This window comes from Qipengyuania sp. S6317L1, from assembly GCF_023015615.1.
Lineage (GTDB): Bacteria > Pseudomonadota > Alphaproteobacteria > Sphingomonadales > Sphingomonadaceae > Erythrobacter.
The window spans coordinates 222,997-243,349 of record NZ_JALKAJ010000003.1 but is presented as its reverse complement, the minus strand read 5'-3'; the positions used below and the strand labels follow the sequence as shown (position 1 = coordinate 243,349).

Genomic DNA, 20,353 nt, shown 5'->3' with positions numbered 1-20,353 from the left:
CTCAAAGACCTCTAGAGCAGCACATAAGTGACAGCGGCGATCAGGCCCAGAAGCATGATCAACGCATAGGTGTAGAGATAGCCCGACTGGATCGTCTTGGCCGCGACCGAACCACGTTGGACCACCGCAGCAATGCCGTTGGGGCCGAAGCGGTCGATGGTGCCAATGTCGCCCAGTCTCCAGAACTGGCGGCCAAGCCAGAAGGCAGGCTTTACGAAGATTGCATCATAAAGCTCGTCGAAATACCATTTGCGGAATACGAAATTGTGCAACCAGCCAAAAGACGAGACGAACTTCGCAGGTATGTCGGGCTTGGCGATATAGGCGATATAAGCGCCGATAAAGCCCAGCACCATGACCACTAGGGCTGAATATTTCACCCAATACGGCACGGCGTGAAGCGCGTGGATGAGGTTTTCGTTGTAGAAGATCGAGCCTGCCCAGAAGCTTGCATCATCAATAAAGCTTGGCGCGAACACTTGGCCAGCCAGAACCGCTCCGGTGGAGAGAACCACCAGCGGGATTAGCATAGCAATCGGGCTTTCATGCGGGTGATAGCCGCCGGTTGTGTCCTCGCCCGCTTCCTCGGGTGTCTTGTGAACCGTGTGCTGGATATGCTCGCTCTCGATCCAGCGGGGCTTACCCCAGAAGGTGAGGAACATCAGTCGCCAGCTGTAGAAGCTGGTGAGAAGCGCCGCAGTCACACCTGCCCAGAAGGCAACTGTCGAAGTGGTGGTACCACGCGCAAAGGCTGCCTCAAGAATCGCGTCTTTCGACCAGAAGCCAGCGAAACCTGCACCGAGGTGATAAACACCAAGGCCCGTAATCGCGAGAGTGCCCAAGAGCATCGCCACAAAGGTAATCGGGATCGCTTTCCTGAGACCGCCATAATAGCGCATGTCCTGCTCGTGATGCATCGCATGAATTACCGAGCCTGCGCCAAGGAACAACAGTGCCTTGAAGAAGGCGTGGGTGAACAGGTGGAACATCGCAACGCCGTATGCCCCGATACCTGCGGCAAAGAACATGTATCCGAGCTGCGAGCAGGTTGAATAGGCAATGACCCGCTTAATGTCCCACTGCGTCGTGCCGATGGTCGCTGCGAAGAAGCATGTTGCTGCACCCACGATTGTCACGATCATCAGCGCGATTGGAGCGGCCTCAAACATTGGCGACAGGCGGCAGACCATGAACACGCCTGCGGTCACCATAGTCGCTGCGTGGATCAACGCCGAAACTGGCGTCGGCCCCTCCATCGCGTCAGGAAGCCATGTGTGCAGGCCAAGCTGCGCCGACTTACCCATCGCTCCGATAAAGAGCAGGAAGCACAAGATATCCATCGTCGGCAAACGCATGCCAAGGAAACCGATGGTCGAACCACTCATGCCAGCAGAGGCGGCAAGAATCTCAGGAATAGATGTCGTCTGGAACACCAGAAATGTACCAAAGATGCCGAGCATGAAGCCCAAATCGCCCACCCGGTTGACCACAAAAGCTTTGATCGCGGCAGCGCCAGCAGATGGTTTTCTGAACCAGAAACCGATCAGCAGGTATGAGGCAAGGCCCACCCCTTCCCAACCGAAGAACATCTGAACGAGGTTATCGGCTGTCACCAGCATGAGCATGGCGAAGGTGAAGAGCGAAAGGTATGCGAAGAAGCGCGGCTGATCCGGGTCTTCTTCCATATAGCCCCAGCTATACAGGTGAACGAGCGCGGAGACCGAGTTGATCACCACCAGCATGACGGCGGTAAGCGCATCGACACGAAGCGCCCAGTCGAAGCTCATATCACCCGACTGAACCCATTGAAGCACGGGCACGACCTCAGCCGTGTTCGAGCCGGTCAGAAAGCCAATGAAGATCGGCCAGCTCAGTGCCGCCGAAAGGAAAAGGCCACCCGTTGTGATCGACTTGGCAATCGTGTTGCCCAGCGCCTTGTTGCCGAGACCAGCGATGATCGAGGCAATCAGCGGGGCAAAGACGATGATTAGGATCTGCGTGTCCACGGCGCCTTATCCTTTCATCCGGTTGACATCATCAACCGCAATCGTGCCACGGCCACGGAAATAGATAACGAGGATCGCAAGACCGATCGCCGCCTCCGCAGCCGCCACTGTCAGCACCATCATCGCGAACACCTGTCCAACAAGATCGCCCTTGAAGGCACTGAATGCGACAAGGTTGATGTTCACTGCGAGCAGGATCAGCTCAACCGCCATCAGGATGACGATCACATTCTTGCGATTGAGAAAGATGCCCAGAACGCCAAGCACGAACAGGATCGCGCCAACGACAAGGTAATGTTCGATGCCGATGGTCATAGCTCGACCCCCTTCCCGACTTCCGGGTTCTTCATTTGCGTGGCCTCTTCAGGACGACGGGAAATCTGTTTGCCGATATCTTGCTGCGCGCGGCTGCCCGGAGGGGGCGCCTGGAACGTCAGCACAATCGCGCCAATCATCGCAACCAGCAGGATGATGCCAGCGATCTCGAACAGCAGGATATACCGGCCATAAAGAAGCGCGCCGATCGCCTCGATGTTCGAGGTGGTCGCGCTTGCCGCAGCCGCACCGTCGGCGCTGCCAAGCTCGACACCGCCCGCGCCATAGGCGCCAATGCCAAGGCCAAGCTCTGCAAGAAGCACCAAGGCGATAGCGATGCCCAGCGGGAAATTCTTGATAAACCCTGCGCGCATCGCGGCAAAGTCAATGTCGAGCATCATCACGACGAACAGGAACAGCACAGCGACCGCCCCCACATAGACGATGACGAGTAGCATCGCGATAAACTCGGCGCCCACCAGCACCATCAGGCCCGCCGCGTTGAAAAACGCAAGGATGAGCCACAGCACAGAGTGCACCGGGTTGCGCGACATGATGACCATCACCGCGCTCGCGATGACGACACCTGCGAACAGGTAGAAGGCTAAAGCTTGAATCATTTGATCCCTGTTATCCCGTCCCGCCTAGAAAGGCTTGGACGCGCCCTTAACGATAGGGTGCGTCTGCTTCAAGGTTCGCCGCAATGGCGCGTTCCCATTTGTCACCATTTGCGAGGAGTTTGGCCTTGTCATAAAGCAATTCCTCGCGTGTTTCGGTGGCGTATTCAAAGTTTGGCCCCTCAACCACGGCATCCACCGGGCAGGCCTCCTGACAAAATCCGCAGTAAATGCACTTTGTCATGTCGATGTCATAGCGCGTGGTGCGGCGACTGCCGTCCTCGCGCGGCTCGCTCTCGATCGTGATCGCTTGCGCGGGACAGACCGCTTCGCACAGCTTACAAGCAATGCAGCGTTCTTCGCCGTTCGGATAACGGCGCAGCGCATGCTCCCCGCGAAAGCGCGGAGAAAGCGGCGACTTCTCGAACGGATAGTTGATCGTCACCTTGGGCTTGAAGAAATACTTCAAGGTCAGCGCGTGCGCTTTCAGGAATTCCCAGAGGGTGAAGCTTTTGAGAAGCTGGGTTGCGGTAGCCATTACATATCCCTCGCAGTTGCTGGCTGCGTATTAGAAGCTTCGACGATTTCAGTTGGAGCAACGCTTGCCGGCTCAACCAACGGCGCGGCGCTTGTGAAATGACCCGTGGCCATCAAGTACCCGCTGATCACGACGACAAATCCAAGGCTCATCGGCAGGAACACTTTCCAGCCAAGACGCATCAGCTGGTCATAGCGGTAGCGAGGCACGGTCGCCCAGATCCAGCTGAACAGCAGGAAGAAGAAGAAGGTCTTGAGCAAGAACCACACGATGCCCGGCACATAGTAAAGCGGTGCCCAATCAAGCGGTGGCAGCCACCCGCCCATGAACAGGATCGTGCACAGCGAACACATCAACAGGATGTTCGCATATTCACCCAGCCAAAACAGCGCGAAGGCCATTGAGGAATATTCGGTCTGATACCCTGCGACGAGCTCGGACTCAGCTTCGGTCAAATCGAACGGAGCGCGCGCTGTTTCAGCGAGAGCCGAGATGAAGAACACCACAAACATAGGGAAAAGCAGCGGGTTGAAGAAAAACCCGTTGACGATGCCGAGCCCGTGTCCGCGCTGCGCTTCAACGATGCCAGTCATGTTGAACGTGCCTGCCCACAGGACCACGCACACCAGGATAAACCCGATAGAAACCTCGTAGGAGATCATCTGAGCCGCGGCGCGCATGGCGGAGAAGAAGGGGTATTTCGAGTTCGAGGCCCACCCGCTCATCACAACGCCGTAAACGCCGAGCGACGAGATCGCGAGGATGTAGAGCAGCCCCACATTGATGTCGGCGAGCACCACTCCCTCGCTAAATGGAATCACCGCCCACGCGGCAAGCGCCACGGTGAAGGTGATGATCGGTGCGAGCAGAAAAATGCCCTTGTTCGCAGCGCTAGGAATGATGGTCTCTTGCAGGAACACCTTAAGCCCGTCGGCAAACGACTGGAGCAAGCCAAACGGCCCCACCACATTGGGTCCGCGCCGCAGTGACACGGCACCGATTACCTTACGGTCGACATAGATCACATAGGCAACGGCAACCATCACCGGCAGCGCGATGAGGAGGATGCCAGCGATGGTGGCGATGAACCAGGCCCACTCGTATGAAAGGCCCAGACTTTCAAAGAACGCGGTCATTGAGCCGGTCCTTTCATTTTATCAAAGATTGCAATTAAGATCTGAAGCATCGCACCGTTCGCGACCATATATGCCGCCTCTACAAAGCCCCAATAGAGTGCCGCAGAACGGCCAGCGGCATGCGCCATGTTGTAGCTCGGGCTTTCAAAAGAGATGTCGTTCACCTGCGCGTAAGTGCTCTCGATGAGTGTCCATTCTGTGAGAAAGCGCCACCCACCAAAGATCAGAGCGAGAGCGTAGAAGACATAAGGCAAGCGCCGAAGAAGGCGTGGTAACTCGATCATTCCGCAGCCTCCTTCATCTCTTCGCCGTGGAGCAGTTCTGCCGAGCATTGCTGCATGACGGTTGACGCGCGGGCGATGGGGTTGGTGAGGTAGAAATCCTTGACCGGATAGGCACTGATCACGCCTTCTGCCTTGGCCTTGCTATCCGCCTTGGGGAGGTCGCCGTAATCAGCGAGTGCCTCTTCGCCAAGAGCAGGCACTTCGGCAATCATCGCGCCCTGCAATTGCGCAAAGCTGTCGAAGCCAACGTTCACGCCAATCGCATCCGCAAGCGCGCGCAGGATCGTCCAGTCTTCGCGGGCATCACCCGGTGCGAACACCGCTTTCTCAGCGAACTGCACACGCCCTTCGGTGTTGACGTAAGTGCCATCTTTCTCGGCATAGGACGCGGCGGGCAGAATGATGTCTGCATTATGTGCGCCCTTGTCGCCGTGGTGGCCGATGTAAACCTTGAGACTGTCCGCGAAGGGCTCGTAGTCCATCTCATCCGCGCCAAGGCTGAAAAGCACTCTAGGCTTGGCAGCAGCGATATCCGCCATGCCGCCTTCTTGCGCGTATCCGAGCATAAGGCCGCCCATTCGTGCCGCGCTGAAGTGCAGGACGTTGAAACCATTCCAGCCTTCTTTCACGAGGCCGAATTTATCGACCAGCTTGAGGCCAGCACCAAGCGCACCTTGAGCCAAGGCTGCTCCGCCAAGGATCACAGCAGGCCGCTCGGCTTCTTTCATCGCATCGCCAAGAGCCTTCGGCACGCGGTTCAATACCTTGAGGTCATCCCCCAAGAATTCTGCCGAGTAAGTGGTCTCCCATTCAGGACCGACCACAAACACCTTCGCACCCGCCTTCACAGCCTTGCGGATGCGCGCGTTTACGAGCGCCGCTTCCCAGCGAATGTGGCTGCCAACGATCAGGATGCAGTCCGCAGTCTCAATCCCGGCAAAGGTCGAATTAAAATTGACCGCAGCCAAGTTGGACACGTCGTAGTCCATGCCTGTCTGACGACCCTCAAGCAGTGTCGAGCCGCAAGCCTTGAGAAGCGCCTTGGCTGCGAACATGGTCTCGCAATCGACCATATCGCCAGCGACCGCCGCGACCGACGACTCGTCGGCCTCAAGTGAGCCTGCAATCATGCCGAACGCTTCGTTCCAGTCGCTTGGAGCGAGCTTGCCGTCTTTACGAACGAACACACGGTCCAAGCGACGCTTGGTCAGGCCATCGACCTGATAGCGACCCTTATCGGAGAGCCATTCCTCGTTCACGTCATCGTTGATGCGAGGAAGCGCGCGCATAACTTCGCGGCCCTTTGAATGCAGCGAAATATTCGCCCCAACCGCATCAGACACATCAATGCTGAGCGTGCGCTTCAATTCCCAAGGGCGAGCCTCGAACGCATAAGGGCGCGAGGTGAGAGCACCCACAGGGCAAAGGTCGATCACGTTCGCGCTAAGCTCGTGGCTTGCCGCCTGCTCGAGATAAGTCGTGATCTGCATATCTTCGCCGCGATAGAGCGCGCCGATTTCGTCCACGCCCGCGATCTCTTCAGAGAAGCGTACACAGCGCGTGCAGTGAATGCAGCGGGTCATCTCCGTCTTGATCAACGGCCCCATGTATTTCTCGGTCACCGCGCGGCGATTTTCTTTCGTGCGCGAAGATCCACGGCCGTAGGCCATGGCCTGGTCTTGAAGATCACACTCACCGCCCTGGTCGCAGATCGGGCAATCGAGCGGGTGATTGACGAGCAGAAACTCCATCACCCCTTCGCGCGCTTTTTTAACCATCGCGCTGTCGGTGCGAATTTCCTGACCATCAGCCGCCGGAAGCGCGCAAGATGCCTGTGGCTTGGGAGGCCCCGGCTTCACTTCGACCAGACACATGCGACAGTTACCCGCGATCGACAGGCGCTCATGATAACAGAAGCGCGGGATTTCCTTCCCCGCTTCCTCACACGCCTGAAGCACGGTCGCCCCTTGCGGGACTTCGATCTCTTGGCCGTCTACGGTTACCTTAGGCATTATTGCCCATCCTCTTCTTGACCGGGACGAAAATCGGGAAACAAAGCGAGAAATGCTCTGTTCAATTTAGCAAGACTCAAACTCCCCTCAATTTGGCAGGCGATGACGGCCAAATTCATAGCATTCTGAAAATCATCCTGCTTTTTTGCGGACACAATCTTGAACGCCAAATCACGATCAGCGTCATAGACACATTGCGCGAACTGCGTTTCGGTGGTCACTGTCTCTTGGACAGCGATAACCACATCCACTTCGTCGCTTGATGCGTTTTCGCTTGGTGCATCTTGCACCATAGCTAGCGCCGCCAGAAGGCCGATCATGATACTCATTCCGCCGCCTCCCGGAATTGTGCATTGTGTTCTTCGATCCGGCGCTCAAGCTCGGGGCGGAAGTGGCGGATGAGGCCCTGAATTGGCCACGCTGCTGCATCGCCAAGCGCACAGATTGTGTGGCCCTCAACCTGTTTGGTGACTTCCTGGAGCATGTCGATCTCTTCGATCTCGGCATCGCCTGTGCGAAGCCGCTCCATCATGCGCCACATCCAACCGGTGCCCTCACGGCACGGCGTGCATTGGCCGCAGGATTCGTGCTTATAGAAATAGCTGATGCGAGAAATCGCGCGCACGATATCGGTGGACTTGTCCATCACGATCACCGCCGCCGTGCCAAGGCCGGAGCCGAGTTCTTTCAGGCCGTCAAAGTCCATCGGCGCTGAGCGGATTTGCTCCGCTGGCACGAGCGGAACCGAAGAGCCGCCCGGAATGACCGCGAGCAGATTATCCCAACCGCCGCGAATACCGCCGCAATGCTTTTCGATAAGTTCCTCGAACGGGATGCTCATTTCTTCTTCGACGACGCATGGCTTTTCCACGTGGCCGCTGATTTGGAACAGCTTTGTTCCCGCATTGCCCTCGCGCCCGAAGCTTGCAAACCATGCGCCTGAACGACGCAGGATCGTGGGGACCACCGCGATGCTCTCAACGTTGTTCACGGTGGTCGGACAGCCATAAAGACCAGCGCCCGCCGGGAACGGAGGTTTCAAACGCGGCTGACCCTTCTTGCCCTCAAGGCTTTCGATCATCGCGGTTTCTTCGCCGCAGATATAGGCGCCCGCGCCGCGGTGCATGAACACGTCGAAATCGTAGCCGGAACCGCTGGCGTTCTTGCCAATCAGACCAGCGTCATAGGCCTCATCAATTGCGGCCTGAAGCGTCTCGGCCTCACGGATATACTCGCCGCGAATGTAGATATAGGCCGCCCTTGCCCGCATGGCGAAACCAGCAACCAATGCGCCTTCGATCAGCTTGTGCGGATCGTGGCGGATAATTTCGCGGTCTTTGCATGATCCCGGTTCAGATTCGTCGGCGTTGATGACGAGGAAGCTTGGACGGCCATCCGCGCTTTGCTTGGGCATAAACGACCATTTGAGACCGGTCGGGAAACCCGCCCCGCCCCGGCCACGCAGGCCGCTAGCCTTGATCTCTTCAATGATCGCGTCCTGCCCACGCTCGATCAGAGCCTTGGTGCCATCCCAGTCGCCGCGCTTTTGCGCCGCTTTTAGACCCCAATCCTGGAAGCCATAGACGTTGGTAAAGATGCGGTCCTTATCAGCCAGCATCGGTCATATCCCTTTGTAAGGCTCGGTTTTTCCGGGCCGATTTCATTTGTCTGAGCGTCAAAACCTGAAACACCAGTCCTACACCCATGAGGCCAATGCCAAGCGTGCGCTCACCAGTTGGCGCAAAATATGCGCCCGCGCCAAAGCAGATCAGCCCTGCCAGCATGAGGAGGAGAGTGCTGCGTCCCATCACTTGTCCTCTAACGTCTTTGCGTTGACCACAAAGAGAACCACGGTAAGTGCCAGAAACAGGCCGCCAAGAACGATCCAGAGTGCCATCAGCCGATCACTCCTGATTGCCAAAGATAGGCGGTCACTCCGATCACGAACACAATCGCCATCACACGCAAAAGGCCCATCAGGACCTTATACGCGACGAAAGCGATTGCGAGCGCCAAGATGATCGAGAGAACCTCCATCGGGTTTTACCAGTCCCCTCGGTAATCGTGGTTCGCATCGACCATCTCTTTCAAGGTGGTCGGCCCGCCAGAGGGTTCTGAGGTGTGACGCCCCGGCTCCTGCGTGCCAGCCTTGGGCGTTTCACCCGCAGCCAGCGCATCAAGCACCGCGTCGAGGCGCTCGACCGTCAAATCTTCGTAATTGTCATCGTTGATCTGAACCATGGGAGCGGTGGCGCAATTGCCCATGCACTCAACCTCGGTCAGCGTCCAAAGACCGTCTTCGGAGACGTGGCCCATCTTCATGCCGCGCTTCTTGCACGCACTGATAATGTCATCGGACCCACGCAGCATACACGGCGTCGTGCCGCAGACCTGCACGTGATATTTCCCGACCGGCTTCATATTGTACATGAAGTAGAAGGTCGCGACTTCGAGCACGCGGATCACCGGGACGTCGATATATTTGGCGACATATTCAATGACAGGCAGCGGGAGCCAGCCTTGCGTATCGGTCTCTTCGCCCACCTGACGCTGTGCGAGATCAAGCAACGGCATCGTCGCCGACTTCGCCCGGCCCTCGGGGTATTTGGCGATGTGGTAATCGGCCTTTTTCTTATTCTCTTTCGACCACTCAAAAGAGCCCCAACGCGCGCGCAGTTCAGGGGTATCGGGTGCGGGTGTACGGTCAGCCATTAGCGGTCACACTCTCCAAAAACGACATCAATCGCGCCAAGGATCGCGGTCGCATCGGCCAGCATGTGGCCTTTGGTCATCATTTCCATGGCTTGAAGGTGCGAGAAAGCGGTCGGTCGGATTTTGCAGCGGTAGGGTTTGTTCGTCCCATCGCTGACGAGGTAGACGCCGAACTCACCCTTGGGGCTTTCGGTTGCAACGTAAACTTCGCCCGCTGGCACGTGGAAACCTTCGGTGTAGAGCTTGAAGTGGTGGATCAAGCTTTCCATCGACTGCTTCATCTCGCCGCGCTTGGGCGGTGAGACCTTGCCATCGGTGCTCGCAATCGGGCCTTGCGGCATATCGCGCAGACACTGCTTGATGATCTTGGCGCTCTCGCGAACTTCCTTCACGCGCACCATAAAGCGGTCATAGCAGTCGGAATTGGTGCCGACGGGAATATCGAACTCCATCCGGTCGTAAACATCGTAAGGCTGCGATTTGCGCAGGTCCCATGGAATGCCCGCCGCCCGGATCATCGGACCGGAGAAACCCCAGGCTATCGCATCATCGCGGCCCACAATGGCGATATCGACATTGCGCTGTTTGAAAATGCGGTTGTCCATCACGAGGCTCATCGCGTCGTCGAACAATTGGAAGAAGCGGTTGTCGAGCCAATCGCCAATATCAACGAGCAGCTTCTCAGGCACATCCTGATGCACACCGCCCGGACGGAACCACGCCGAGTGCATACGCGCACCAGAGGCCCGCTCAAAGAAGTTGAGGCAGTCTTCGCGCAGTTCAAATACCCAAAGGTTGGGCGTCATCGCCCCCACATCCATCACGTGCGCGCCGATGTTGAGCATGTGGTTACAGATGCGGGTAAGCTCGGCAAACAGCACGCGCAGGTATTGTGCACGCTCTGGAACTTCGATGTTCAAAAGCTTCTCAATCGCGAGCACGTAAGAGTGCTCCTGACACAGCGGCGAACAGTAATCGAGGCGGTCAAAATACGGCAACGCCTGCAGATAGGTCTTCTGCTCGATCAGCTTTTCGGTGCCGCGGTGGAGCAGGCCCACGTGAGGGTCCACCCGCTCAACCACTTCGCCATCAAGCTCCATCACCATGCGCAAAACGCCGTGCGCCGCAGGGTGCTGGGGCCCGAAGTTCAGCGTGTAATTCTTGATAACTTCGCCGTCATTGGTGGGCGATTCTTCGATTTGGACGCTCATTTACCGTCCTCCTCATTTTCGATTTCAATCTCGATCATATCAGGGGGAACGGCGCCTGTGCCCTCCTCCGCATTCTCTTCTGCCTTAGCACCGGCGCCCGTATCAGCAGGCTTCTCGGTCACTTTAGGTTTATCCACATTCGGCGCGCCCTCAGCCTTTTCGTCACCGGGCAGCACATAGTCCGCGCCCTCCCATGGCGAGAGGAAATCAAATGTGCGCATATCCTGCGGCAGCTCAACCGGCTCGGACACGACGCGCTTTTCCTCCTCGGAATAACGCAGCTCGGTGTAGCCGGTCATCGGGAAGTCCTTGCGGAACGGGTGCCCTTCAAAGCCGTAATCGGTAAGGATACGACGAAGGTCCTGGTTGCCCTCGAACACCACGCCGTAAAGATCGAACACCTCGCGCTCGAGCCATCCTGCATTGGGCCACAGCGTCGTCACGGTGGGCACCGGCGTGTCCGCGTCAGTCGAACACTTCACCATGACGCGGTGGTTCTTTGTCAGCGACAGGAGCATGTAGACGACTTCAAACCGCTCAGCGCGATCCGGATAGTCAGCGCCCGCAATTTCCATAAGTTGCTGATACTCGTGATCCTCTTTCAAGGACTTAAGCACCGTCCCAACTTCCTCGCGCTTGGCCGTCAAGATGATTTCACCGTGCTCTTCAGATGTGGATACAAGCCACACGCTGAGTGAGCCAGCGAGGTCGTCCAAGACACCGTCGTTCGACGCGAATTTGGGGGCGGAGTGGAGAACTGTCACAGGCCTAGCTCCTAGCGCTCAATCGTGCCGACACGGCGAATTTTGCGCTGCAATTGCATTACACCATAAAGCAGCGCCTCTGCCGTCGGAGGGCAGCCGGGCACGTAGATGTCGACCGGCACAATCCGGTCACAGCCGCGAACCACGCTGTAGGAATAGTGATAATAGCCGCCACCATTGGCGCACGACCCCATGCTAATCACATATTTTGGATCAGACATCTGGTCGTAAACCTTGCGCAGAGCCGGAGCCATCTTGTTGCACAGCGTCCCTGCAACAATCATCACGTCCGATTGACGCGGTGATGCACGAGGCGCAGCGCCAAAACGCTCCATATCGTAGCGCGGCATGTTCACGTGGATCATCTCGACCGCACAGCACGCCAGGCCAAACGTCATCCACCAGAGCGAGCCCGTACGAGCCCATTGAAACAGGTCCTCGGTCGAGGTGACCAGAAAGCCCTTGTCGTTCACCTCGGATTGCAACGCGCGGAAATAATCCTGATCAGGTGCACGCACCTCTCCCGCCTTCGCGGTTTCGAGTGCGCTTACGTCAGCGAGAGATTTGGGGGGTGTGATCGTATTCATCTAAGATTCCTCAGGGCCTGTACCCTATTGCCAATCGAGGGCTCCCTTTTTCCACTCATACGCAAGCCCAATTGCAAGGATGGTGAGGAAGGTCATCATCCCGATCCACCCGATCCAGCCCGTTTGACCAAGGCTCACCGCCCAGGGAAAGAGGAAAGCAGCCTCGAGATCAAAAATGATAAAGCTGATCGCGACCAGATAGAATTGGACGTCAAACTGACTGCGCGAATCTTCAAATGCAGGAAAGCCGCACTCGTATTCTGACAGTTTTTCAGCGTCGGGATTATGCGCCCCCGTCAAGCGAGAGACACCCATCGGCAAAAAGACAAAAAGCACCGAAAGCCCGAGGGCCACGCCAATGAAGAGCAGTATCGGCAAATACTGTCCGAGGTCGACGGATTGGTCGATCATACCGATTTCCATGTAGTTCATATCCCAGTTGTGGGCCACTTACGCATGAGCCGCTCGCTGCGCAAGGGTAAGTCACGCGTAAATCGCAGCATAATGCGTGCAGAAAATCGAACGACGAACAATGGCTCTTGTCAATCGGGAAAAGACCTAGAGGCCGCGCCCCTCAATCGCGCCACTATCAACGCACCAGAAGGGTCACCTGCAGGACACGGTCACTTGATCATGTTGCCAACCGCCTTTTGCGTGGCTTTCCCGTATGGCGGCTTGAACCCTCCAAGCTTGGCAATGTCGATCTTAGGCTGATGATAGACACTGCGAGCGTGGCTGAATTCCTTAAAGCCCTCAATCGCGTGATAGCTGCCCATGCCCGATGGCCCGACACCGCCAAACGGCAGGTCCTCGATCGAGATGTGGAAAAGCACATCATTGGTCGTCACCCCGCCTGAGATCGTGCGGGTGAGCACGCGCTCCTGCTCTGCCTTGCTTTCGCCAAAGTAATAAAGGCCAAGCGGACGATCGTTTTCGTTCACATAGTCAATTGCTTCATCGACCGCGCGATAGGTTTTAACCGGCAGGACAGGGCCAAAGATTTCCTCCTGCATCGCTTGCATTTCGTCGTTTACATTCTTGAGAATCGTCAACGGCATCTTGCGCTGGTTGGCATTGCTGAAGTCCTCGCCCGCAGGGTTCACCTCAATGACCTCGGCTCCCTTGCCGCGCGCATCTTCGACGAGGCTCTGCAGCCGTTCAAAATGCCGGTCAGAAACGATTGAGGCGTAGTCATCGTTCTGAAGCACGGTCGGATACATACTGGTTGCACCCTGAACCACGCCCGCAATCGCCTCGTCCTCGCTCTCTTGCGGGACGTACATGTAATCTGGCGCTAGGCATATCTGCCCTGCGTTCATCATCTTGCCCAAGGCAATGCGCTCACCCGCTTTCGCAAAATCGGCGCTCTTACCCATGATCACAGGCGACTTGCCGCCCAGTTCCAGTGTTACGGGCACAAGATTGGCAGAGGCCGCCTCCATCACCCGGCGTCCGGTCGCGGTCGAACCGGTAAAAACCAGATGATCGAACGGAAGTGAAGAAAAGGCAGCCGCCACCTCCGGCCCGCCAGTCACCACAGCGAGTTCGTCCTTTGTGAAGTATTCCTCGACGAGTTCGGCCATGAGCATGCTGGTACGCTCGGTAAATTCGCTAGGCTTGATCATCGCCCGGTTGCCGGCTGCAAAGACTTGCATCAGCGGTCCAAAGGCAAGTTGCACCGGGAAGTTCCACGGGCTCAAAATACCGATGACACCTTTGGGTTCGTAGCGAAGTTCAGCCTTTGCACCCAAAAGCCCAAGAGGAAACTGGACCGGGCGCTTTTCGGTTTTTGCCCATTTGTCCATGTTCTTGAGGGCATGTTTACCAGCCCCCACGGTCGCACCAATGTCGGTGATCATCGACTGATCCATCGAACGATTGCCAAAATCGGCTGCCATCGCCTTGCACAAACTTTCTGCATGGTCCTTCAAAAGTGCCATGGTCCGTTTGATCCGGTCCTTGCGCAAGGCCATGCTTTCAGGCCGCGACGCGGTAAAGGCGTCACGTTGCAGCTTCAGGATCGCTTCTTGCTGTTCGCGTAGATCATCGGCCATGTTGGACCCTCTCCTAATTATCGTTTTGATTTGAGACGCACCTTGCGCGAAGTCACCGGCGCGCGCAAGATTTATGACCGGCAGGACGCTTCGCCATCTGGCCCGCACCAGAAACTGATGGCTCTAGTCGTTGCGTTTCAGCGACTCCCCTCCTACGTGCACACGAGAATATTGACCCCTTCCTGAAGGATTTAGACCATGTCGCAATTTGCTGCTTCTGACCCGATCGTCATCCTGTCTTATGCCCGTACACCGATGGGCGGAATGCAAGGGGCATTGTCCGATGTCTCGGCAACCGAACTTGGCGCAACTGCAGTCAAGGCAGCGGTAGAACGTTCGGGCGTGTCAGGCGACAAATTCGACCGCGCCTATATGGGCTGCGTGCTTCCGGCAGGGCTAGGTCAGGCGCCAGCACGCCAAGCCGCTTTGAAAGCAGGTCTGCCCAAATCCGTTCAGGCCACCACAGTCAACAAGGTATGCGGCTCGGGCATGCAGACCGTCATCATGGGCGCAGAAGCGCTCGCCAGCGGAACCGTTGACTATGTGGTCGCAGGCGGGATGGAAAGCATGACCAACGCGCCATACCTTCTTAAAAAGCACCGCTCTGGCGCGCGTATTGGCCATGACACCACCTATGACCACATGTTCCTCGACGGGCTCGAAGATGCCTATGAGGAAGGCCGCGCGATGGGCACTTTTGCGCAGGACACGGCCGACGAATACCAGCTGACCCGTGAGGAGCAGGACGCTTATTCGATTGAATCGCTTTCACGCGCCAACGCCGCGATCGAAAGCGGGGCGTTTGCGGACGAAGTCGTTCCCGTAACCTTCAAAACGCGTAAGGGCGATGTGACCGTCGACACCGACGAACAACCCGGCAAGGGCCGCCCGGACAAGATCCCGACCCTTCGTGCGGCGTTCGCAAAAGACGGCACGATCACCGCTGCGACTTCAAGCTCCATTTCAGACGGCGCCGCGGCTGTGGTTCTCACCCGCGAAAGTGTGGCGAAGGAAAATGGTCAGTCACCCGTCGCCAAGATCATCGCCCTTGCCGCACACGCGCGCGAGCCAAAGGACTTCACCGTCGCCCCGGTTGGCGCGATTGAAAAGGTCCTCGCCAATGCAGGCTGGTCAGTCGATGATGTCGATCTTTGGGAAGTGAACGAGGCTTTTGCCTGCGTCGCCATGTTCGCAATGCGCGATATCGGCATCGACCATGCCAAGATCAATGTGAACGGCGGCGCAACCGCTCTGGGCCACCCGATCGGCGCGTCTGGCACGAGGATCATCGTCACACTGATCAACGCGCTTAAATCACAAGGCAAGAAGCGCGGCATCGCCAGCCTTTGCATCGGCGGCGGTGAGGCGACAGCAGTGGCAGTCGAACTGGCTTAATCTTCAGGAGAGCTCCTGCGATCCGCGCAGGGGCTCTTCACCTCACATTTCGCTAACGCCCCAAAGCCGTTCTGCGGCGATCCATCCGCTGCGACCGCTGACATCGATTTCGCAGAAATTCTCGCGGCATCGCATAAGCTCGCCGACCACGCCGGGCTCTGCGTGCCAGCGTAAAGCGGCGGTATTGGAAGCGTCTTCGCGAATTGGGACGTTGCCCTCACCAACCACAAGAGCGCCCAGCTTCGGGCTCAACTGGCTTGCGGCGATCCATCCTTGCGTGCCATCCGGATCCTGCACCAATCGCCACCCTTCGCGAAGCCGCACCACCTTCACCGGAAGACCCTTGCGCTTGTACACCCAGTCGATCGGATAGTCCTGGCTGGGCCCCTTGCGCATGTTCACGGTGTCAAACCGCAGTGTCGCCCAATAGGGCACCTCGCGGTCCTGTGCGAACGCGGGAGAGGGAAGTGTGCCAACGAACAGCGTGATGGCCATGACGGCAAATAAAATGGCGCGAGGTTGCTTCATAGAGGGGGTAGTAACCAAGACGATCTCAACTTTTCAAGATGAACAAATGTAAAGCCTCGTTTGCCCGTCTCATTCCGGGAAAGCCAGCTTGACGTTCATGGGCCAATACCAGTAGCGCTTTTGGTGTAATGTCCGATCATATAAGCCCTCCGCACTTTGCCTCTGGCAGACCCAAAGTCGTCATCACACGCCACTTGGCGCCCTCGGTCGAAGCGCGAATGAGCGAGCTTTACGACACGGTTTTGAACGAGACCGATCAGCCATTGACGCGGGAGCAGTTGGCAGAGGCGATGGCGAGCTGCGATGTGCTGGTCCCCACGGTCACGGACCGGATTGACGCAGACATGATCGAAAACGCAGGCGAAAGGCTGCGCCTGATCGCCAATTTTGGCGCAGGCACTGAGCATATCGACCTAAAAGCAGCCGCCAAGCGTAAGATTATCGTCACCAACACCTCCGGCGTTTTTACCGATGACACCGCCGATCTGACGATGGCTGGCATCATCGGTGTGCCCCGCCGCATCCGGGAAGGCGTTGAGTTAATTCGCGGCGGCAAATGGACAGGATGGGCGCCCACAGGGATGCTGGGACGCAAGATCGGTGGGAAGGTCCTGGGCATCATCGGCATGGGCCGGATCGGACAGGCGGTCGCCCACCGCGCCCGCGCTTTCGGCATGGATATCGCCTATTACGGAAGGCGCCAACTGCCCGAAGCAATGGAAAAAATGCTCAGCGCGCGCTTTGTCGATACTGTCGATGCGCTCGTGGCCGAGGCTGATATTCTCACCCTGCACTGTCCTTTGACCGAGGAAACGCGCGGACTAATCGATGCAAGGCGTATCGGGATGATGAAGCCCGGCTCATGCATTGTTAACACCGCGCGAGGGGAAATCATCGACCAAGAGGCGCTTATTGCGGCTCTGCAATCCGGACACCTCGCTGGTGCTGGCCTAGATGTCTATCCGAACGAACCTCTGGTCGATCCGCGCCTCATCCGGCACCCCAACGTGATGACACTTCCCCATATCGGCAGCGCCACCGTCGAGGGTCGCGAGGCATCGGGCGAAAAGGTGATCGCCAACATCCGTTTCTGGGCCGACGGGCACAGACCGCCCGATCAGGTCCTAACCGCCCTCGTCGGCGGTTGAAGCCGCTTTCTGCGCCTTTTCAAATTCGTCCTTCACAATAGAGGCGATCTCCGCGGCCTCGCGGCGCCCTGCCCCAAAGGTCATGTGCCGCGCCTTCATCTCGATCGCGATATCGCGTTCGTTCGGCTGACCTCGCGCACTTGACGGCGCGATAATGCCATCGCGCTTCGACCAGATCGCAACCGTATGGACAGGCGGCTTAAGGCTCGCGTCGTCTTTGACAGGTGGCGAATCGACCGTGTGCTTGTTGAGATATTCGTACACCCGCCAGGCGTTGTTAGCCTTGCGACTTCCCGAAAATGGCGAGCCCAAAGTCACCACCATGGCAACGCGCTTGGGGTGACGCTGTGCAAGGACTCGGGCATAAAGCCCGCCAAGGCTCCAACCCACCAGAATAACGGGCCTTCCATGCCGTTTCGAGATTTTGCGCAAGCGCTTCTCAGCCTTTTTCATGCGTTTGCGCGTGACCCCGCGCATGAAGCCCATTTTGGAAGCGTAGGTGGGAAAACCAGATTGCTTTAGCGTGCGTCGAAGCAAGGTGGTCGAAATATCGCGCGACATAAGACCGGGCACAACGATGATTGGCGGCGGGTCATCCTCTGGATCGACCAAAACCTCCACAGCGCGTGCCTCGCGCCACCGTGAGGCCCAGATAAACGGTATATGCGGCACCTCCCTCAAAAACAGGAAGAGCGAGGGAGGCTTGTAGGTCACTTCAGTTCAAGCGAATAAAGCTTGTTAAAGTCGCCCGGGTCGTAGTTCGCAAAGGCACCGCAAGGCGCAAAGCCAAAACTTCGGTAAAGGCCAAGGGCCGCCTCAAAAACCGGCCCCTTGCCCGTTTCAAGCTTCACCTGCGAAAAACCCAATTCGCGCGCACGGTCCACCAGATGGGCCAACATCGCCTTGCCCGCCCCCGTGCCGCGCGCATCCGGGTGGGCGCGCATGGACTTGATCTCTCCAAAGCCTTCATGCATTTTGAGCGCACCGATTGAGAGCAATCTGTCACCGTCCCAAGCGGCATAAAGCTCAACATCAGGCACTTTCAGCCCCGACAGGTCGAGGAAATGGCAAGTGCCCGGTGGTGAGCCGGCATCCATCTCGCGCCCATGCAATTCGATTAGCGCAATAACTTCAGCTTCGGAAAGGTCGCTGCGCCGGATCTCCATTTGGTTTTAGCCCTGAAATTTGCTCATCAGCATCGAACCATTGGTGCCGCCAAAGCCGAAGCTGTTGGTCATCACCGTGTCGAGCCCGGCATTCTCTACCAGTTCGGTGGCAATTTCTTCTGGTTTCAGGGCCGGATCGAGATTTTCGACGTTGATCGACGGGATGATGAAATCGTTTTCGAGCGCGAGCAGGCAATAGACCGCTTCCTGCGCACCGGTGGCGCCTTGGCTGTGCCCGGTCATCGACTTGGTCGAGCTTACAGGAGGCGTTGAGCCTTCACCGAACACGCGTCGGACGGCTTCGATTTCGCCAACATCGCCAACCGGTGTCGAGGTGCCGTGGGCATTGATGTAAGAAACCTTGCGGCCCTCTGGCAAGGTCTTCAATGCGCCGGCCATAGCCCGCTCACCGCCCTCGCCCGATGGCGCGACCATGTCTGCGCCGTCAGAGGTTGCACAAAAACCGGTGACCTCGGCATAGATTTTCGCACCCCGCGCCTGAGCATGTTCGAGGCTTTCCAGAACCAGCATCGCACCGCCGCCGCCAATGACAAAACCATCGCGGTCTGCGTCAAAAGCACGGCTCGCACGTTCGGGTGTGTCATTATATTTGCTCGACATCGCACCCATCGCATCGAACAGGCACGACAGCGTCCAATCGAGCTCTTCGCCGCCGCCGCCGAACATTACGTCCTGAACGCCAAGCGCGATCTGCTGCGCAGCCATGCCGATACAGTGGAGTGAAGTCGAACACGCCGATGTGATCGAGAAGTTCATGCCCTTGATCTGGTACGCGGTCGCAAGGTTCGCGCTCACGGTCGAAGACATGGTTTTTGGCACAGCGAGCGGGCCGATACGCTTGGTGGCGCCGCTTTTGAGCACGGTCTGGTGTGCTGCAAACATTGCGGAGGTTGAGGGCCCGCCGGAGCCTGCAATCACCCCGGTCATCGGGTTGATAACGTCTTTTTCCTCTAGACCAGCGTCGGCAATTGCTTGTTCCATCGCGAGGTAGGCATAGGCAGCACCCGGCCCCATAAAACGGAGTGTGCGCTTGTCGATCGCTTCCTTGACATCCAGATTGATCGCGCCCGCGACCTGCGAGCGGAAGCCGTGTTCGGCCATGTCCTCGTTGAACGAAATGCCGGATTTTCCGGCTATCAATGAAGCGGTCACCTCTTCGGCATTGTTTCCGATTGAGGATACGATCCCCAGTCCCGTTATCACTATGCGGCGCATTTGATCCCCTTGCTGCTGCTATCCGGCCTTAAGCCTCGGAAAGCGCGACTTTCATGTCTTTTACTTGATAGATGACTTCGCCATCGGCTTCGACCACGCCATCGGCAACGCCCATTGTGAGGCGGCGGGTTTGCACAGCCTTAGTGAAATTCACGTAATATTTGAGCATCTTGCGATCAGGCCGCACCATTCCGGTAAGCTTAACCTCGCCTACGCCGAGCGCATAGCCGCGCCCCTTCCAACCACGCCAGCCCAAATTGAACCCGGTCAGCTGCCACAAGCCATCGAGCCCCAGACAACCTGGCATGATCGGATTGCCGGGAAAGTGGCAGTCAAAAAACCACAGATCCGGATTGATATCGTATTCTGCGACGACATGGCCCTTGCCATGCTCCCCTCCATCGCCCGAAATATCGGTAATCCGGTCCATCATCAGCATAGGCGGCGCTGGCAATTGCGCATTGCCGGGACCAAACAGTTCCCCGCGCGAGCATTTGAGCAAATCTTCACGATCAAAGCTGGTTGGATATTCAGACACCCGGGCGACACTCCGTTTGATTATTTAATTAGGTGATGCGCGCCTAGCATTGCGTCTGGGCGATGAAAAGGCCGCGCTCTGCACCTCGTGGACAAATGGGCGCGCT

Annotated in this window: 24 protein-coding genes; 2 read left to right on the top strand and 22 right to left on the bottom strand. The window is 57.4% G+C overall.

Features of this window, described 5'->3' with window-relative positions; translation table 11 throughout:
• Window positions 1–11: 11 nt before the first annotated feature.
• From nuoL to MWU38_RS08750, 17 genes are all read right to left on the bottom strand, one after another.
• On the bottom strand, window positions 12–2,006 hold the full coding sequence (nuoL, locus tag MWU38_RS08830) for an NADH-quinone oxidoreductase subunit L (RefSeq protein WP_247271482.1): 1,995 nt from the start codon (window positions 2,004–2,006) through the stop codon (window positions 12–14).
• Window positions 2,007–2,012: 6 nt separating this feature from the next.
• Complete coding sequence (gene nuoK / locus MWU38_RS08825; RefSeq protein ID WP_247271481.1) at window positions 2,013–2,321, bottom strand: NADH-quinone oxidoreductase subunit NuoK; 309 nt, start codon at window positions 2,319–2,321, stop codon at window positions 2,013–2,015.
• A complete protein-coding gene (locus tag MWU38_RS08820; RefSeq protein WP_247271480.1) occupies window positions 2,318–2,941 on the bottom strand; it encodes an NADH-quinone oxidoreductase subunit J in 624 nt (207 codons plus the stop codon). The genes nuoK and MWU38_RS08820 overlap by 4 nt, the downstream gene beginning before the upstream one ends.
• A gap of 46 nt (window positions 2,942–2,987) precedes the next feature.
• On the bottom strand, window positions 2,988–3,476 hold the full coding sequence (nuoI, locus tag MWU38_RS08815) for an NADH-quinone oxidoreductase subunit NuoI (protein ID WP_247271479.1): 489 nt from the start codon (window positions 3,474–3,476) through the stop codon (window positions 2,988–2,990).
• The gene (gene nuoH, locus MWU38_RS08810; RefSeq protein WP_247271478.1) at window positions 3,476–4,612 is read right to left on the bottom strand and encodes an NADH-quinone oxidoreductase subunit NuoH; all 1,137 of its coding nucleotides are present in this window, start codon (window positions 4,610–4,612) and stop codon (window positions 3,476–3,478) included. The genes nuoI and nuoH overlap by 1 nt, the downstream gene beginning before the upstream one ends.
• Complete coding sequence (locus tag MWU38_RS08805; RefSeq protein WP_247271477.1) at window positions 4,609–4,896, bottom strand: hypothetical protein; 288 nt, start codon at window positions 4,894–4,896, stop codon at window positions 4,609–4,611. The genes nuoH and MWU38_RS08805 overlap by 4 nt, the downstream gene beginning before the upstream one ends.
• Window positions 4,893–6,908: an NADH-quinone oxidoreductase subunit NuoG gene (gene nuoG, locus MWU38_RS08800; protein WP_247271476.1), complete on the bottom strand. Its 2,016-nt coding sequence runs from the start codon at window positions 6,906–6,908 to the stop codon at window positions 4,893–4,895. Before nuoG ends, MWU38_RS08805 begins: the two co-directional genes overlap by 4 nt.
• A complete protein-coding gene (locus MWU38_RS08795; RefSeq protein WP_247271475.1) occupies window positions 6,908–7,237 on the bottom strand; it encodes a hypothetical protein in 330 nt (109 codons plus the stop codon). The genes nuoG and MWU38_RS08795 overlap by 1 nt, the downstream gene beginning before the upstream one ends.
• On the bottom strand, window positions 7,234–8,526 hold the full coding sequence (nuoF, locus tag MWU38_RS08790; RefSeq protein ID WP_247271474.1) for an NADH-quinone oxidoreductase subunit NuoF: 1,293 nt from the start codon (window positions 8,524–8,526) through the stop codon (window positions 7,234–7,236). Before nuoF ends, MWU38_RS08795 begins: the two co-directional genes overlap by 4 nt.
• Window positions 8,516–8,716: a hypothetical protein gene (locus MWU38_RS08785; RefSeq protein ID WP_247271473.1), complete on the bottom strand. Its 201-nt coding sequence runs from the start codon at window positions 8,714–8,716 to the stop codon at window positions 8,516–8,518. The genes nuoF and MWU38_RS08785 overlap by 11 nt, the downstream gene beginning before the upstream one ends.
• Before the next feature lie 88 nt (window positions 8,717–8,804).
• Window positions 8,805–8,945, bottom strand: a complete 141-nt coding sequence (locus tag MWU38_RS08780; protein WP_247271472.1) for a hypothetical protein — start codon at window positions 8,943–8,945, stop codon at window positions 8,805–8,807.
• Window positions 8,946–8,951: 6 nt separating this feature from the next.
• Complete coding sequence (locus tag MWU38_RS08775; RefSeq protein WP_247271471.1) at window positions 8,952–9,620, bottom strand: NAD(P)H-dependent oxidoreductase subunit E; 669 nt, start codon at window positions 9,618–9,620, stop codon at window positions 8,952–8,954.
• Entirely contained in the window at window positions 9,620–10,831 is a 1,212-nt protein-coding gene (locus tag MWU38_RS08770; protein WP_247271470.1) for an NADH-quinone oxidoreductase subunit D, read from the bottom strand. Before MWU38_RS08770 ends, MWU38_RS08775 begins: the two co-directional genes overlap by 1 nt.
• Window positions 10,828–11,595, bottom strand: coding sequence for an NADH-quinone oxidoreductase subunit C (locus MWU38_RS08765; RefSeq protein WP_247271469.1), 768 nt, complete (start codon window positions 11,593–11,595; stop codon window positions 10,828–10,830). Before MWU38_RS08765 ends, MWU38_RS08770 begins: the two co-directional genes overlap by 4 nt.
• 11 nt (window positions 11,596–11,606) lie before the next feature.
• The gene (locus tag MWU38_RS08760) at window positions 11,607–12,182 is read right to left on the bottom strand and encodes an NADH-quinone oxidoreductase subunit B (RefSeq protein WP_247271468.1); all 576 of its coding nucleotides are present in this window, start codon (window positions 12,180–12,182) and stop codon (window positions 11,607–11,609) included.
• Window positions 12,183–12,206: 24 nt separating this feature from the next.
• Window positions 12,207–12,593 (bottom strand): NADH-quinone oxidoreductase subunit A, encoded by a 387-nt coding sequence (locus MWU38_RS08755; RefSeq protein WP_247271570.1) that lies wholly within the window; start codon window positions 12,591–12,593, stop codon window positions 12,207–12,209.
• Between the two features lie 212 nt (window positions 12,594–12,805).
• A complete protein-coding gene (locus tag MWU38_RS08750) occupies window positions 12,806–14,236 on the bottom strand; it encodes a coniferyl aldehyde dehydrogenase (protein WP_247271467.1) in 1,431 nt (476 codons plus the stop codon).
• 198 nt (window positions 14,237–14,434) lie between these two features.
• On the opposite strand from MWU38_RS08750, the gene MWU38_RS08745 reads away from it, so the two are divergent.
• Window positions 14,435–15,631 (top strand): acetyl-CoA C-acyltransferase, encoded by a 1,197-nt coding sequence (locus tag MWU38_RS08745; RefSeq protein ID WP_247271466.1) that lies wholly within the window; start codon window positions 14,435–14,437, stop codon window positions 15,629–15,631.
• A 42-nt stretch (window positions 15,632–15,673) separates the two neighbouring features.
• Here the strand turns inward: MWU38_RS08745 and MWU38_RS08740 are convergent, their stop codons facing one another.
• Window positions 15,674–16,159: an SH3 domain-containing protein gene (locus tag MWU38_RS08740; protein WP_247271465.1), complete on the bottom strand. Its 486-nt coding sequence runs from the start codon at window positions 16,157–16,159 to the stop codon at window positions 15,674–15,676.
• A gap of 128 nt (window positions 16,160–16,287) precedes the next feature.
• Between MWU38_RS08740 and MWU38_RS08735 the strand changes: the two genes are divergently transcribed.
• Window positions 16,288–17,307: a D-glycerate dehydrogenase gene (locus MWU38_RS08735; RefSeq protein ID WP_247271464.1), complete on the top strand. Its 1,020-nt coding sequence runs from the start codon at window positions 16,288–16,290 to the stop codon at window positions 17,305–17,307.
• On the opposite strand, the gene MWU38_RS14990 is transcribed toward MWU38_RS08735, so the two are convergent.
• Genes MWU38_RS14990 through fabA form a run of 4 tightly spaced genes read right to left on the bottom strand, consistent with a single transcriptional unit; the run spans window position 17,284 to window position 20,247 of the window.
• Window positions 17,284–18,021: an alpha/beta hydrolase gene (locus tag MWU38_RS14990; protein ID WP_247271463.1), complete on the bottom strand. Its 738-nt coding sequence runs from the start codon at window positions 18,019–18,021 to the stop codon at window positions 17,284–17,286. The genes MWU38_RS08735 and MWU38_RS14990 overlap by 24 nt on opposite strands.
• Window positions 18,018–18,473: a GNAT family N-acetyltransferase gene (locus MWU38_RS08725; protein ID WP_247271462.1), complete on the bottom strand. Its 456-nt coding sequence runs from the start codon at window positions 18,471–18,473 to the stop codon at window positions 18,018–18,020. Before MWU38_RS08725 ends, MWU38_RS14990 begins: the two co-directional genes overlap by 4 nt.
• Before the next feature lie 6 nt (window positions 18,474–18,479).
• Window positions 18,480–19,709 carry a beta-ketoacyl synthase N-terminal-like domain-containing protein gene (locus tag MWU38_RS08720; protein WP_247271461.1) on the bottom strand — a complete coding sequence of 410 codons (1,230 nt, stop codon included), beginning with the start codon at window positions 19,707–19,709 and terminating at the stop codon, window positions 18,480–18,482.
• 28 nt (window positions 19,710–19,737) lie between these two features.
• On the bottom strand, window positions 19,738–20,247 hold the full coding sequence (fabA, locus tag MWU38_RS08715; protein WP_247271460.1) for a bifunctional 3-hydroxydecanoyl-ACP dehydratase/trans-2-decenoyl-ACP isomerase: 510 nt from the start codon (window positions 20,245–20,247) through the stop codon (window positions 19,738–19,740).
• Window positions 20,248–20,353: the final 106 nt, after the last annotated feature.